Source organism: Promicromonospora sp. MS192 (assembly GCF_049532985.1).
GTDB lineage: Bacteria > Actinomycetota > Actinomycetes > Actinomycetales > Cellulomonadaceae > Promicromonospora.
The window spans coordinates 4,677,037-4,691,648 of sequence record NZ_CP186693.1; the positions used below are offsets into that span (position 1 = coordinate 4,677,037).

The 14,612-nt window shown below is 73.1% G+C and carries 16 protein-coding genes; 10 read left to right on the forward strand and 6 right to left on the reverse strand.

Annotated features, from left to right (window positions below; all coding sequences use genetic code 11):
- Positions 1-92: 92 nt before the first annotated feature.
- The 7 genes from hemC to ACO229_RS20890 all read left to right on the forward strand — a co-directional run bounded on the left by hemC (position 93) and on the right by ACO229_RS20890 (position 5,678).
- A complete protein-coding gene (gene hemC, locus ACO229_RS20860; RefSeq protein WP_423462664.1) occupies positions 93-1,139 on the forward strand; it encodes a hydroxymethylbilane synthase in 1,047 nt (348 codons plus the stop codon).
- On the forward strand, positions 1,136-2,068 hold the full coding sequence (locus ACO229_RS20865) for a uroporphyrinogen-III synthase (RefSeq protein WP_423462665.1): 933 nt from the start codon (positions 1,136-1,138) through the stop codon (positions 2,066-2,068). Before hemC ends, ACO229_RS20865 begins: the two co-directional genes overlap by 4 nt.
- A 79-nt stretch (positions 2,069-2,147) precedes the next feature.
- Positions 2,148-3,095, forward strand: a complete 948-nt coding sequence (gene hemB / locus ACO229_RS20870) for a porphobilinogen synthase (RefSeq protein ID WP_423465328.1) — start codon at positions 2,148-2,150, stop codon at positions 3,093-3,095.
- Complete coding sequence (gene hemL, locus ACO229_RS20875; protein ID WP_397416344.1) at positions 3,092-4,471, forward strand: glutamate-1-semialdehyde 2,1-aminomutase; 1,380 nt, start codon at positions 3,092-3,094, stop codon at positions 4,469-4,471. Before hemB ends, hemL begins: the two co-directional genes overlap by 4 nt.
- A gap of 122 nt (positions 4,472-4,593) precedes the next feature.
- Positions 4,594-4,893 (forward strand): hypothetical protein, encoded by a 300-nt coding sequence (locus tag ACO229_RS20880; protein WP_423462666.1) that lies wholly within the window; start codon positions 4,594-4,596, stop codon positions 4,891-4,893.
- 75 nt (positions 4,894-4,968) lie between these two features.
- Positions 4,969-5,337, forward strand: coding sequence for a metal-sensitive transcriptional regulator (locus ACO229_RS20885; protein ID WP_423462667.1), 369 nt, complete (start codon positions 4,969-4,971; stop codon positions 5,335-5,337).
- 32 nt (positions 5,338-5,369) lie between these two features.
- Entirely contained in the window at positions 5,370-5,678 is a 309-nt protein-coding gene (locus tag ACO229_RS20890; RefSeq protein ID WP_397416337.1) for a heavy-metal-associated domain-containing protein, read from the forward strand.
- Between the two features lie 57 nt (positions 5,679-5,735).
- Here ACO229_RS20890 and ACO229_RS20895 read toward each other — a convergent pair whose 3' ends face one another.
- The 6 genes from ACO229_RS20895 to ACO229_RS20920 all read right to left on the reverse strand — a co-directional run bounded on the left by ACO229_RS20895 (position 5,736) and on the right by ACO229_RS20920 (position 9,205).
- Positions 5,736-6,536: an ABC transporter permease gene (locus tag ACO229_RS20895; protein WP_423462668.1), complete on the reverse strand. Its 801-nt coding sequence runs from the start codon at positions 6,534-6,536 to the stop codon at positions 5,736-5,738.
- Positions 6,533-7,381 carry an ABC transporter ATP-binding protein gene (locus tag ACO229_RS20900; protein WP_397429378.1) on the reverse strand — a complete coding sequence of 283 codons (849 nt, stop codon included), beginning with the start codon at positions 7,379-7,381 and terminating at the stop codon, positions 6,533-6,535. The genes ACO229_RS20895 and ACO229_RS20900 overlap by 4 nt, the downstream gene beginning before the upstream one ends.
- Positions 7,378-7,680 (reverse strand): transcriptional regulator, encoded by a 303-nt coding sequence (locus ACO229_RS20905; RefSeq protein ID WP_423462669.1) that lies wholly within the window; start codon positions 7,678-7,680, stop codon positions 7,378-7,380. Before ACO229_RS20905 ends, ACO229_RS20900 begins: the two co-directional genes overlap by 4 nt.
- Positions 7,673-8,380: a hypothetical protein gene (locus ACO229_RS20910; protein ID WP_423462670.1), complete on the reverse strand. Its 708-nt coding sequence runs from the start codon at positions 8,378-8,380 to the stop codon at positions 7,673-7,675. The genes ACO229_RS20905 and ACO229_RS20910 overlap by 8 nt, the downstream gene beginning before the upstream one ends.
- 86 nt (positions 8,381-8,466) lie before the next feature.
- On the reverse strand, positions 8,467-8,955 hold the full coding sequence (locus ACO229_RS20915; protein WP_397416326.1) for a hypothetical protein: 489 nt from the start codon (positions 8,953-8,955) through the stop codon (positions 8,467-8,469).
- A gap of 22 nt (positions 8,956-8,977) precedes the next feature.
- On the reverse strand, positions 8,978-9,205 hold the full coding sequence (locus ACO229_RS20920) for a hypothetical protein (RefSeq protein ID WP_423462671.1): 228 nt from the start codon (positions 9,203-9,205) through the stop codon (positions 8,978-8,980).
- 207 nt (positions 9,206-9,412) lie between these two features.
- On the opposite strand from ACO229_RS20920, the gene ACO229_RS20925 reads away from it, so the two are divergent.
- The 3 genes from ACO229_RS20925 (at position 9,413) to ACO229_RS20935 (ending at position 14,495) form a co-directional block, all read left to right on the forward strand.
- Positions 9,413-10,918, forward strand: coding sequence for a S10 family peptidase (locus ACO229_RS20925; RefSeq protein WP_423462672.1), 1,506 nt, complete (start codon positions 9,413-9,415; stop codon positions 10,916-10,918).
- A gap of 107 nt (positions 10,919-11,025) precedes the next feature.
- The gene (locus ACO229_RS20930) at positions 11,026-11,808 is read left to right on the forward strand and encodes a CPBP family intramembrane glutamic endopeptidase (RefSeq protein WP_397419228.1); all 783 of its coding nucleotides are present in this window, start codon (positions 11,026-11,028) and stop codon (positions 11,806-11,808) included.
- A 104-nt stretch (positions 11,809-11,912) separates the two neighbouring features.
- Entirely contained in the window at positions 11,913-14,495 is a 2,583-nt protein-coding gene (locus ACO229_RS20935) for a flippase-like domain-containing protein (protein WP_423462673.1), read from the forward strand.
- The last annotated feature ends 117 nt before the right edge of the window (positions 14,496-14,612 follow it).

Genomic DNA, 14,612 nt, shown 5'->3' on the forward strand with positions numbered 1-14,612 from the left:
GTGTTCTGACAGTTCGCCAGCAAGGATGTGAGATCGGCCCGTCCGGGCGCCCCGGTTTCCTCCGGGCGGGGGTTCGGGTGGAGACTGGGTTGGTGACCCCGACCCCCCTCTCCGTCAGCACCCCCGGAAGCACCCCGGGCGATCTCGCGCCGATCCGCCTCGGTACCCGCGCGAGCGCCCTCGCCACCACCCAGAGCGGTCTGGTGGCCCGGCGCCTGGAGGAGCTGACCGGCCGGCCGGTCGAGCTGGTGCACATCCGGACCGAGGGCGACGTGAAGACCGGGAGCCTCGCGAGCCTGGGCGGCACAGGCGTCTTCGTGACCGCGCTGCGCGAGGCGCTGCTCGACGGGCGCTGCGACGTCGCCGTCCACTCGCTCAAGGACCTGCCGACGACGCCCGCGGACGGCCTCACCTTCGTGACGCCCGAGCGTGAGGACCCGCGCGACGCCCTGTGCGCACGCGACGGCCTGACGCTCGCCACGCTTCCCCACGGCGGGCGCGTGGGCACCGGCTCGCCGCGGCGAGCCGCGCAGATCCGCGCCGCCCGCCCGGACCTCGACGTCGTGGACATCCGCGGCAACGTCGGCACCCGGCTCAACCGGGCACTCGGCCCCGACGCCGACCTCGACGCCGTCGTCCTCGCCTACGCAGGCCTGTCGCGTCTGGACCGCACGGACGTCATCAGCGAGATCCTGGACGTCGACGTCGTCGCGCCGGCACCCGGGCAGGGTGCGCTCGCCGTGGAGGTGCGGACCGCGGACATCGCGTCTGAGCCCGGTACCCCGCCCCGCGCGCCCGACCTCGCCGAGGCGATCCACCTGCTCGACCACCGCCCCACCCGCCTCGCCGTGCTCGCCGAGCGCGCCGTCCTGGCCCGGCTCGAGGCCGGCTGCGCCGCCCCGGTCGGTGCGCACGCCACGGTGTCCGGCACGGCGCTCGGGCTGCGGGCCGTCGTGGCCGCGGTGGACGGCTCCGAGCAGATGTCGCGCACCGCGGAGACCCGGCTCTCCCTGGACGTCGCCCCCGAGACCATCGACGCCGCCGCCCGTGCCCTCGGCGTGGCCGTCGCCGAGCACCTGCTGGCCGACGGCGCAGAGCGGCTCGCACCGCTGAGCGCGTCGGTGCCGGAGAAGGCGTGACCGAGCGGGTCCCCCCGTCGGCCGCGCGGCCCACCGTGCTGGTCGCCCGGTCCCCGGAACGCTCCGTCGCGCTGCTCGCGCTGCTGCGGGAGCGCGGGCTCGACGCGATCGCCGCTCCGGTGATCGAGCGGGCCGCCGTCGAGGAGCCGACCGAGCTCGACGCCGCGCGCAGCCTCGTCGCCGCGGGCGGCTACGCCTGGGTCGCGATCACCAGCGTGAACGCCGTGGACGCCCTGCTCGGCCCGGCCGAGTCCGCGGACACCCCGGCCCTGCCGGGAGGCAACACCCCCGCACGGGACTCGGTTGCGCAGGGTAGACAACGTCTACTCTCCGCAACCCACCTGGGCGCAGGTGACCTTCTCCGAGGCGACACGCCGGCCGACACGCCGAGCCCTGCACCGAGCCACACCTCGGCCGGCACCCCGTGGACCCGACCGGTCCGGTGGGCCGCCGTCGGGCCGGCGACGCGCCAGGCGCTGGAGGCGCGTGGTATCACCGTCGACCTCGTGCCCGGGACCGCGACCGGTGCCGGTCTCGCCGACGCCTTCCCGGCCGTACCCGCCGAGAACGCACCCGCCGAGAACGCCCCCGCCAGGCGGGTCCTGCTGCCGCTCGGCGATCTCGCGTCCGGCACGCTGCGCGCCGGCCTCGTCGCCAAGGGCTGGACCGTCGACGTCGTGACCGCGTACCGCACCGTCGCCCACGAGCTGCCGCCGGAGCTGCACCGGCGGTACGACGCCGTCGTGGTCGCCTCCGGCTCGGCCGCCCGCCAGGTCGCCGCCCAGCTCGGCCCGCAGCGGGTGGTCGCGATCGGGGAGCCGTCGGCCCGCGCAGCGGGCGCCGTCGGGCACACCGTGCTCGCCGTCGCCGCGGAGCCGACGGACGCGGCCCTGGCCGACGCCGTCACCGAAGCACTTGTCAGCATCTGATGCACCAGACAGAAAGAAGGACACCGTGAGCACCACCGGGATCGTGTACCGGCCGCGTCGTCTGCGCGCCACGCCGGGCATGCGCCGCCTCGTGGCCGAGACCCGCCTGCACCCCGCCGACCTGGTGCTGCCGCTCTTCGTCAAGGAGGGCCTGACCGAACCCGCACCGCTGACCAGCATGCCGGGCCAGGTGCAGCACACCGAGGAGTCCCTGGTCGAGGCCGTGCGCGCCGCACGCGACGCGGGGCTGGGCGGCGTCATGCTGTTCGGCATCCCGGCCGTCAAGGACGGGAACGGCTCGCAGGCCGACGCGCCCGACGGCATCCTGCAGCGGGCACTGCGGGCCGCCCGTGCCGCGCTGGACGAGGGGCTGGCCCCGGGCGCAGCCACGCCGGTGCTCATGGCCGACACCTGCCTCGACGAGTTCACCGACCACGGGCACTGCGGCGTGCTGACGTCCACAGGGGCTGTGGACAACGACGCGACGCTGATCCGCTACGCCTCGATGGCCGTGGCCCAGGCGAAGGCCGGGGCGGACGTCATCTCGCCGTCGGGCATGATGGACGGCCAGGTCGCGATGATCCGGGACGCGCTGGACGACGCGGGCTTCGCCGACACGAGCATCCTGGCATACAGCGCCAAGTACGCGAGCGCCTACTACGGGCCGTTCCGCGAGGCCGTGGACTCGGAGCTCACGGGCGACCGCAAGACGTACCAGATGGACTCCGCGAACGCCCGCGAGGGCCTGCGCGAGGCCGACCTGGACCTCGCCGAGGGCGCCGACCTGGTCATGGTGAAGCCGGCCGGGTCGTACCTGGACGTGCTGCGCGCCGTCGCGGACCGGAGCGACGTGCCCGTGGCCGCGTACCAGGTGTCGGGCGAGTACGCGATGATCGAGGCGGCCGGGGCGAACGGCTGGATCGACCGTGACCGTGCCGTCCTGGAGTCGGTCACGAGCATCAAGCGCGCCGGCGCGGACGTGATCCTCACGTACTGGGCCCTGGAGATCGCGGAGTGGATCAAGTGACCGAGCAGAACCGAGACACCGTCGAGGCGCAGGGGCTGCGCCGCACGCCAGAGGCCAACCACGCGGCGTTCCTGCGCGCGCAGGGCGCGATCCCGGGCGGTGTCAACTCACCGGTCCGGGCCTACGGCAGCGTGGGCGGAGACCCGCGGTTCCTGACGTCGGCCCGGGGGCCGTACGTCACGGACGTCGCGGGGCGCGAGTACGTGGACCTGGTGGGCTCGTGGGGTCCGGCGCTGCTGGGCCACGCGCACCCCGACGTCGTCGGCGCGGTGCAGGACGCCGCCGCGCGCGGGCTGTCGTTCGGCGCCCCGACCGTGGCCGAGGTCGAGCTCGCCGAGGAGGTGCGCCGCCGGGTGCCTGCCGCCGAGCGCGTGCGCCTCGTGTCGACGGGCACCGAGGCGACGATGACGGCGATCCGCCTGGCCCGCGGCGTCACCGGCCGGCCGCTGGTCGTCAAGTTCGCGGGCTGCTACCACGGGCACATGGACGCGCTGCTGGCCGAGGCCGGGTCCGGCGTCGCGACGCTCGCCCTGCCGGGCTCCGCGGGTGTCACCGAGGCGACCGCTGCCGAGACGCTGGTGCTCCCCTACAACGACCTGGCGGCCGTCGAGGCGGCGTTCGCGCAGCGCGGCTCGGAGATCGCCGCGGTCATCACCGAGGCGTCGCCCGCGAACATGGGCGTGGTGCCGCCGGCCGAGGGCTTCAACGAGGGCCTGCGCCGCATCACGTCGGCGCACGGGGCGCTGTTCGTCATGGACGAGGTGCTCACCGGCTTCCGCGTGGGTCCCGCCGGCTGGTGGGGCGTGGAGAACGACGCGCTGCGCGCGCAGGGCGGCGCGGGCTACACCCCCGACCTGTTCACGTTCGGCAAGGTCATCGGCGGCGGCATGCCGGTCGCCGCGCTGGGCGGTGCGGCGTCGGTCATGGACCACCTGGCCCCGCTGGGACCCGTCTACCAGGCGGGCACGCTGTCCGGGAACCCCGTGGCCGTGGCGGCAGGCCTGACCACCCTGCGCCTGGCCGACGACGCCGTGTACGCCCGGGTGGACGAGGTCTCACGGGTGCTGTCGGACGCCGTGGGCGAGGCGCTGTCCGCCGCGGGCGTCGAGCACCGCGTGCAGCGCGCGGGCTCGCTGTTCTCGGTGTTCTTCGGCCCGCTGGCCGCGGCGTCGGGCGTCCGGGACTACGCGCAGGCCCAGGCGGCCGAGACCTACCGGTACACGCCGTTCTTCCACGCCATGCTGGACGCCGGGATCAACCTGCCGCCGTCGGTCTTCGAGGCCTGGTTCGTCTCGGCCGCCCACGACGACGCCGCGGTGACCCGCATCCTGGACGCCCTCCCGGCCGCCGCCCGCGCGGCCGCCGCCGCGCGGTAGCACCGGACCGTTCGCTCCGGCCGGTCGGTGGGGAGTTCTCCCCACCGACCGGCGCCCGCGCGTCTGTCACGCTCTGCTCGCCTCGTGCACGGTGCGCGTGGTTCGAGACAGAGGGATTGAGCATGGTCTTCTTCGGCTGGGGCAGCAAGAGCAAGACGGCACCGCTCGACGCGGGGCGAGCCCTGGTGCTGCGGTACTCCTACTTCCACCTGTTCTGGCTGCTCCGGGTCTCCTGGGGCCTGCGGTACAGCCTGGCCACGGCCACCGAGGCGGGCTGGGCCGTGCGACCCCTGTCGGACGAGGAGGCCATGCAGCTCGACGCGCCCGGCAGGCTCTCGCTCAACCTGTGGTGGCGGTGGGGGCTGGTCCTCTGGGCCGCGGTGGCCGTCGTCGGCATCGTCATCGGCAACCTGACCCGCTGACCGGAGCGCGACCCGGCGACCGAGGTCACGGCCACCCACTTGACGCACTACCCCCGAGGGGTATGTCATTGTGGGATGACCGAGGCGACGGAGACCACCGAGGCGACCGAGGCCGCCGTCGGACAGGCTGATGGCCACCACCACCACCACGACCACGACGGGCCGCACGGCTACGCCTCCGACAAACCGGGGTATCTCAAGCGGATGCGCCGGATCGAGGGGCAGGTACGCGGCATCGCGCGCATGATCGACGAGGACGAGTACTGCATCGACGTGCTCACCCAGGTCAGCGCCGTCACCAAGGCACTGCAGGCGGTGAGCCTCGCCCTCGTGGAGGATCACCTGGGGCACTGCGTGGTGGACGCGGCCAAGGCGTCCGACGACGAGGGCGCCGCCAAGGTCAAGGAAGCCTCCGAGGCGATCGCCCGCCTCGTCCGCATGTGAACGCCGACCAGCCCGTGACCAGAGGAGACCACATGACCACCGTGACCAAGCTCGCCGTGACCGGAATGACCTGCGGGCACTGCGTGTCCGCCGTGACCGACGAGCTGCGCGGCGTGCCCGACGTCCAGGACGTCACCGTCGAGCTGCACGCCGGCGAGACGTCGATGGTGCACGTGATCTCGAAGCTGCCGCTCGCGGAGGCGCCCCTGCGCGACGCCGTGGACGAGGCGGGCTACGAGGTGTCCGGGGTCGAGGTGCTCGAGAACGCGGTCGCGGCCGAGTCCGCCGCACAGGCTCCCGGTCGCCAGGCGACCCGGATGCTGCCGATCGTCTCGTCCTGACCGGCCGAGCGGCGTCGTCCGCGGCGTGCTCACGCTGCGGACGACGCCCGGCCGGGCCTAGCGGAACCGGCGGCCCTCGTCACCGCGGTACGACAGGACCGCCAGCACCACGAACAGCAGCGTCCACCCGGCCAGCACCGGGAGCGCCAGGGCGTACGCCTCCACCCCCGTCGTGGCCTGGACCAGCAGGTCCCGGCCCGCGCGGGTGGGCGTGGCCCGCGAGATCGCGTCGAGCCAGCCGGGGAACATCTGCGGCGGCAGGAACAGCCCGCCCGCGAAGGCCAGCGGGAAGAGGATGATCTGCACGACGGGCAGCGCCGCCTTGGCCGACAGCCGGTAGCCGATGGCCATGCCGAGCAGCACGAACGGCACGGACACCGCCAGGATCGTGCCGATGCCGGCGAGGAGCTGGCCCGCGGTCACGGTGGCCGCGGTGAACAGCCACCCGATGAGGATCAGCGGCAGCAGGCCGAACAGCGAGAAGATGCCGCCGTTGAGCACGCGCGCCACTATCTGTGGTCCGGGTCCGGCGGGCAGCGAGCGCAGGAACGGGTAGAACGGCAGCTGCCGGTCCTCGGCCACGCCGAGCCCGTAGGTGAAGAGGCTCGCGGAGCACACGGCGAACAGCCCGAGGCCGGCCACGGCGGTCGTCGCGAACAACGGGTTGCCGGCCACCGCCTCCTGGGGCACCACGAAGAAGAACATCGACAGCGACGGGAACAGCACGTTCCCGAGCACCGCGATCGGGATCCGGACGGTCTCCAGGAACTGGTACCTGAGGTGCAGCCAGGACAGCACCCAGAACGGCCGGGTCCGCCCGGCGAGGGCGGTCAGGTCAGGTGCCTCGTTCGCGCTCATCGCACTGCTCCCTTGGTCGTGCGGGGGTCGACGAGCTGGCCGAACGCCTCCTCGAGCGAGGCCCCGCGGATCTCCAGGTCCCGGAACTCCGCCCCGGAGCGGACCAGGTCGCGCACGAAGGCGTCCGAGTCCGCGACGAGGTGCTCCTGCCGTGCGCCCGTGGCGTCGGTGAGCTGCACACGGCGCACGCCCACCCGGCCGAGGATGTTCTCCAGGGAGTCGTCGGCGAGCACGGTGCCGCGGTCGATGACGACGACCCGCTCGGCGAGCGCCTGCACCTCCTCCAGGTAGTGCGAGGTGAGCAGCACGGTGCCCCCGCCGGCGTGGTACTCCCGGATGGCGTCCCACAGCGCGGTGCGGCCGGACACGTCGAGCCCCGTGGTGGGCTCGTCGAGCAGCACCACGCGGGGCCGGCCGACCAGCGAGAGCGCCACGGCCAGCCGCCGCTTCTGCCCGCCGGACAGCGATCCGGTCTGCCGCCTGCCCAGGTCGGCGAGCCCGAACTGCTCCAGCAGCTCGTCCGTCGGCACCGGGTGCGGGTAGTGCCCGCCGACGAAGTCGACCACCTCGCGCACGCGCAGCGTCGCCGGCAGACCCGTCTCCTGCGGGGTCAGGCCCAGCACGGTGCGTGCCCGGGCGTCGCGGGGGTCGTGGCCGTGCAGGCGCACCACCCCGGTGTCGGGCCGCCGCTGGCCGCTGACCAGCGACAGCAGCGTGGACTTGCCGGCCCCGTTGGGGCCGAGCAGGCCGACCAGCTCGCCGTCCCCCACCTCCAGCGAGACGTCGTCGAGGGCCACCACGTCGCCGAAGCGCCGGGTCACCCCGCTGACCTCTACCGCACTCATTCCTGTGCTCCCTTCAACAGGTCCATCAGGGCCGCCTGGTAGTCCGCGAACGCGGTGCGGCCGGTGTCGGTGAGGGCGAGGTACGTCGCGGGCATCCTGCCCTCGTGCGTCTTGGTGACGCGGACGTACCCGGCATCCTCCAGCTTGCGCAGGTGGGTCGACAGGTTCCCGGCGGTCATGTCCAGCAGCTTGCGCAGCTTCGGGAAGGCCACCTCGTCCCCGCGGCCCAGGGCCGCGAGCGAGGCCACGACCCGCAGGCGCGCGGGCGCGTGGATGACCGGGTCGAGGTCGTCAGGCACTCTGCCCACCGCCCTCCCTCCCCCGGACGGCCCCGGGTGATCGGCGCCTGACGCGGAACACGTGCTCCACCACGGCCATGGCGAGGAATCCGCCGCCACCCGCGACGGCCATCACCAGGTAGGTGTCCGGCATGCCCGCGAACGCGGCGAGCACGGCGGCGACCAGCATCCAGCCGCCCGCGGCCGCCATGCTCGGCGCCCCGAAGAGGAGGCCTCCCGCGATGTACATGAGGCCGACGATCAGGCACGCGAACCCGTTGGCGGCGACAGCCATCACCTCGGGCGACGCCCCGGCGTCACCCATGGCGCCCAGCATCACTCCGAAGGCCATGAACGCGAGGAACCAGGTCCACCCGTACAGGGCGCCGATCCGGGCGCTCGCACCACGGGTCCCGGAGGTGCGCGTGATGCTGTGCACGATGGTGAAGACCATCGCACCGACGATGCAGCCCGCGAGCACCCAGCCCGCCCAGCCCGCCGGCGTCCCGGTCTCGCGCGCCGTGGTCCACATGGCCAGGTAGCCGACGAGCCACGCGAGGCCCCAGGCGCCGAACAGCAGGCGGCCGTCGGGCTCGGTCGCGTCGCGGGCCCGCTCCTGCTGCTCCCGGATCATCCGCAGGGTCTCGGCGGGGTCCAGCTCCGCGGCGCCCCCGGGGCGGTCGGGTCCGTCCGGTGTGCCCGACGTCGGGTCGCTCGCCATAGTGATCGCCCCACCCTTCAAACTAGTTTGCGTTACAAACCAGTTTGACGAGGAGCTGCCATCACCGCAAGGGGTTTTCCGATCGCTCAGGCAGACGCGAGCAGCACCAGGTCCTCGGACGGTGCGAGCGCACGTGCGCGCAGGATGTGCGACGCGGCGGCGAGAAGCCGCGCGTCCGCGTCATGGGCCTGGACGGCGAGACCGAGCCTCTCGGCGAACCAGTCCGACACCTCGGCCCACGAGTAGAGCGAGGCCTTGCCCGAACCGACGGGACCCGGGAATCCACCTGGTCCACGACGACCTGCGGCGAGAAGCCGAACGGATTCATGGGTGCGGCCTGCGCGCTCGGCGATCTGCCCGAGCGTCACCAGGTCCTCGTCCACGATCGACACCGGACGCAGCCCGGCACGAACTACATCGTGGACCGCCGAGACGATCGCATCGAGGAGGCGAGGGGCCTCACGCGTCACGGCGACGTACCCCCGGCCACCCTCGGAACCTGGAGAACTGTCGTCGAGGCCGGCCTCGAAGAGCCGGTCGTAGTCAGCGTCCGAGACGTCCCTGTCGAGGACCATCGTGAATTCGTACACCGGCATATCAGCCCTCCCCGTCATGCATGTGCCGCGCCACGAACCTGAGCAGGCGCCGCGCATGGTTGTCGGCGTCACGCGGCGTGGACCAGATCGCCTCGGTCGCACCGCACACCCCACATTCCAGCATGCCCCAGCGGTGCCCGTTGTGTACCGGCACCACATCGATGGACTGCGGCAGGTCGCAGATCACCGCGTTGATCGGATTCTTCGGATGGCGCCCAGCACTGACCATGCAATCGCAGCCTACCTCTCGTGTTGGATTTTGCCAACAGAACGGCGAGCTCGCAGACTGCTTGGCGACGTCAACTACACAGTGCATGCTGTCGTCTTTCTAGCTGGTTCGCATTCGTATCGGTTGTTTGTTGCTTATATGCAACGCCGCCCGCCCACCCGGGGCAAACCCGTGGAGGTGCACAGACCCACGCGATAGGTTCCCCACGTGACCGACGAGAAGAGCACGAGCAGCGAGCAGACCGAGACCACCACGACGGCGTCGGGCGACGTGGCGGGAACGAAGAAACCGGAGCCTGCCGACGACCTCGTCACCACGCGGCACACCCTCCACACCCCGGACGGCGACCTCACCTACTCGGCGACGACCGGCCGCATCGTGCTGCGCCAGGAGGTCGTCAAGGACGAGAAGTACGACGGCCGCAAGCCCAAGGCCGAGGTCTCGATCACGTACTACACGCTCGACGACGCCGACGTGACCTCCCGCCCCGTGACCTTCGCCTTCAACGGCGGCCCCGGGTCGTCGTCGGTGTGGCTGCACCTCGGCGTGCTCGGCCCGCGCCGCGTCGACTCGGGCGACGTCGGCGACCTGACGGCGCCGCCCTACGGGCTGGTGGACAACCCGGAGACGCTGCTGCGTGTCTCCGACCTGGTGTTCATCGACCCCGTCTCCACGGGCTACTCCCGCGCCGCCGAGGGTGAGCAGGCCACGCCGTTCCACGGGTTCACCGGCGACCTGGAGTCCGTCGGGGAGATCATCCGCCTGTGGACGAGCCGGCACGACCGGTGGATGAGCCCCAAGTTCCTCATCGGCGAGTCCTACGGCGGCACCCGCGGGGCGGGGCTGGCCGAGTACCTGCAGACACGGTTCGGCCTGTTCCTGAACGGCGTCATGCTCGTGGCCCCGGCGCTCAACATGGAGGCGCTGTTCGACGGCGAGCACTCCAACCTGCCGCACCCGCTGTTCCTGCCCGTGTACGCCGCCACGGCGCACTACCACGGCCTCCTCGGCGACCGGTCGCTCGACGACGTCGTGGCCGAGGCCCGGGACTGGGCCGGGACCTACGCCTCCGTGCTGGCCCGCGGGGCGCGCGTGCCCGACGACGAGCGCGCCGCCGCCGTCACCAAGATCGCGTCCCTGACCGGGCTGGGCGAGGACTACGTGGACCGCGCCAACCTGCGCCTGGAGCACACCCGCGTCTACGCGGAGCTGCTGCGGGCGCGGCGCCTGGTCACCGGTCGTCTCGACACCCGGTTCACCGGCCCCGCGGACCACTACCTCCACGAGCAGATGCCGTACGACCCGTTCATCACGGCCATCTCCGGCCCCTACACGGCCGCGCTGCACCACTACCTGCGGGGCGAGCTCGGGTACGAGCACGACGCGGTCTACGAGGTGCTGTCCCACCACGTGCACCCGTGGTCGTACAAGGAGTTCGAGGGCAAGGCCGTCGACGTCGCCGACAGGCTCGCCACCGCGATGATCCTCAACCCGCACCTCCAGGTGCACATCGCCATGGGCCGGTACGACGGCGGCGTGCCGGTCGAGGCCATCGAGTACAGCCTCGACCAGATGGCGATCCCTGCGTCCTACCGCGAGCGCATCGAGACGCGGGTCTACCCGGCGGGCCACATGATGTACATCCACCCGGAGTCCCGGGTGGCGCAGGCGGCGGACCTGGCGGCGTTCGTCCGCCGCGCGTCGAACCGCTGACCGGCGCGGTCGGCAGGATGTCAGGTGATCGGCAGCCCGGGGTGCCGATCACCTGACATCCTGCCGACCGCCCAGCTTCGCTCAGGGCCGGCTGCTATAACGGGGCCGTGTCCTCACGTCGCCGCGTCGCCGCCGAGATCTGGATCGTGCTCGGGCTGAGCCTGGGCCAGTCCGCGGTGTATGCGCTCGTCAACATCGCCGCCCGGCTCACCGCCGGCACGCCGCTGGCGGAGCAGACCGCCACGCTCAACGCGAGCCGGTCCGAGCGCCCGTACCTCGACCTCGTCTACCAGCTCCTGGGCATCGGGTTCGCGCTGGTGCCGGTGGCGCTGGCGCTGTACCTGCTGAGCGAGCACGGTCGCAGCGCCGTCCGCCTGCTCGGCCTCGACCGGAGCAGGCCGGGCCGCGACCTCGGCTGGGGCGTCGCGCTGGCCGCCGCGATCGGCCTTCCCGGCCTCGCGTTCTACGCCCTCGGCCGGGCGCTGGGCATCACGGTGGAGGTGCAGGCCAGCGCCCTGGACACCCACTGGTGGACCGTGCCGGTGCTGCTGCTGAGCGCGTTCCAGAACGGCCTGCTCGAAGAGGTGATCGTCGTGGGCTACCTCTACGAGCGCACGCGCGAGCTGGGCTGGAACCGGGTGAAGTTCGTCGTGGCCAGCTCGCTCCTGCGCGGCTCGTACCACCTGTACCAGGGCATCGGGCCGTTCCTGGGGAACGTCGTGATGGGCGTCGTGTTCTCGTGGTTCTACACGTCGCCCCGGTTCGCTGCCGCGGGCGGCCGGGGGCGGGTCGCGCCCCTGGTCGTCGCCCACACGCTGCTCGACGTGGTGGCGTTCGTCGGGTACGCCCTCGTGCCCGCCGAGTGGCGCGAGGCCCTCGGCATCCGGTGAGGCCCGTGACCTCGGGCTGATCTGCCCGCGACCCGACAAGGACATTGCGGGCGCCACTCCCGTCACCCGGTCATGTCCCAGCCAGCGGCTCTAGACTCCCGGGTATGTCCAACCCGCGCACCGGAGGCGCCGACGCCGGTGCCCAGGTGTCGGAGGCACCGCAGGAGCCGTCGGCCTCGTCCGGCCTGGTCCGTGTCGTCGACACCCCTGAGGAGCGCGTGCGGCACCCGCGCGCGCTGCTCTGGATGATCGGGTGCGCCCTGGGCATCGCGGCCGTCATGGTCCTGTCGGTGGTGGCGCACGGCACCACGGCGGGCGTCACCGAGGACGTCCGGAGCTTCAACGACCTGCTGGCCACGATCCTGTTCGTGCCCGTCGCGGTGCTGCAGGGCCTGGTCAGCCTGTTCGCGCCCGTCGCCGTGATGATCGAGCTCGGGGTCCGGCGCCTGGGCCGGCAGATCGTGGAGTCCATCGTCGCCGGCGTCACGGGCCTGCTGCTCGGTGTCCTCACCTCGCTGCTGGTGCAGCACCTGGGGTCGGACGAGCTGGTGCGCGGGCTGTCCGTGTGGGAGCGCGGCACCGGGTACGTGCTGACCATCCCGGAGTACGCCGTCGCCCTCACCGCGATGCTCACGGTGGCGGGACCCGCGACGCGCCGCCGGACGGTGCGCATCTCGTGGAACCTGATGTTCGCCGCCCTGCTGATCGTGCTGATCACGGGCCAGGTGTCGCTGCCGGGCGTGCTCCTGGCCCTGCTGCTGGGCCGGCTCGCCGGCTCGGCCGTGCAGTACGTGTCGGGCACGCGCAGCGAGCGCGCCTACGGCCCCGACCTCGTCGAGGCGGTCCGGCGCGCCGGTTTCGCGCCGACGTCCCTGGCCCGGGTCCGCGACCTGTCCGACGGCACGGCCGAGAGCACGGCGAACGGCGCGGTGGCGCTCGGGCGGCGGGACGGCGGCACCGTGCCGGGCGACCCCGCGGCCCTCGCCCTGAGCCGGGCCGGCGACAACCGCGTGTACGCCCTGTACTGCGACGACGAGGTGCGTCGCGACGTCGTGGTGCTCGACGGCGACCGGCAGGTGGTCGGCCTGATCACGCGCCTGTGGCGGGCCCTGCGGCTGCGGGGCATCGAGGGCCGCGCGGCGATCTCGCTCAAGGCCGTGGCCGAGCGCACCGTCCTGCTCTCGTACGCCGCCAGCGCCGCGGGCGTCCGCACACCGCGGCTCCTGGGCATCGGCGAGTTCGGCGACTCGATCGTGCTCGTCATGGAGCACGCCTCCCCGGCGGTCTCGCTCCGCGACCTGCCCGACGACGAGGTGCACGACGACGTGCTGGCCGAGGCCTGGGAGCAGCTCGGCCGGGCGCACGCCGCGGGGCTGACGCACCGCGCGCTCACCCAGGACGTGCTGCTCATGCACCGCGACCAGGTGCCCGGCAGCGGGGGCGCCGGGTGGGGCGAGGGCCGCCCGCACGTGTGGATCACCGGCTGGGAGCAGGGCGACATCGCGTCGTCGCCGCTGTCGCGCCGCCTCGACCTGGTGCAGATGCTCGCGCTCCTCGGGCTCCGCGTGGGCCCGCGCCGCGCCGTGGCCTCCGCCGTCCGCGCCCTGCCCGACGCCGACATCGCCGCCATCGGGCCCCTGATCCAGTCGATCGCCCTGCCCCGGAGCACGCGGGAGGAGGTACGCCGCACGAAGGGTCTCCTGGGCGAGCTGCGCGGCGCCCTGGTCGAGCGGCTGCCGGAGGCGAGCGTGCAGCCGCAGCGCATCTCCCGGTTCAGCGCCCGCACGGTGCTCACCACGACGCTGATGATCGTCGTCGTCGCGGTGGTCGTGACCACCATCAACTTCAACCAGATCGCGCAGGCCGTGCGGGAGGCCAACCCGTGGTGGATCGCGGTGGCGTTCGCGCTGGCCGTGACCACCTGGTTCGGCGCCGGGCTCACGCTCGTCGCGTTCTCCCCGGCGCGGGTGCCGATCGCGCGGGCCACGTTCACGGCCGCCGCCGGCTCGTTCGTCGCGCTGGCGGCTCCGGCAGGCATCGGCCCGGCGGCGCTCAACCTGCGGCTCCTCACACAGCGGGGCGTCTCGGTCTCGATGGCGGTGGCGACCGTCGCGCTGGTGCAGGTCTCGCAGTTCGTGGTCACCGTCGTGCTGCTCGTGGTGCTGGCGATCTTCACGGGGTCGGGGGCGCTCGTGGAGCTGCCGTCGCCCGCCGTGCTGTTCACGCTCGCGGGGGTCGCGCTCGCCGTCGTGGCCATGCTGCTGGTGCCGAAGGTGCGCCGCTGGGTGGTGGGCTTCATCGGCCCCCGGCTGCGCCAGGTCTGGCCCCGGCTGGCCCAGATGCTGAGCCACCCCGGCCGGCTGGCGCTGGGGGTGGCGGGCAACCTGGTCATGACGCTCGGCTACATCGTCGCGCTGTGGTGCTGCCTCGCCGCGTTCGGGGAGTCGCTGTCGCTGGTGGACATCGCGCTCGTCAACCTCGTGGGGAACGCCCTCGGGGCGCTCATCCCGACGCCGGGCGGACTGGGCGGCGTCGAGGGCGCCCTGACGGCGGGCCTGTCGGCCGCGGGCGTGCCGGCCACCATCGCCTTCTCGGCCACCATCCTGTACCGCCTGTGCACGTACTGGGGCCGGGTGCCGATCGGCTGGGTCGCGATGCGCTATCTGGAGCGCAAGGGCGACCTCTAGGGCGTGTCCGCGCCGGCGGCGCCGGGGGCCCGGCAGCGCGCCGTCCGGGACGTGCTAAGGCCCGGCCCCTCGGGAAGGGCCGGGCCTTCGCGTCGCTGTCACAATCAGCGGCGAAGC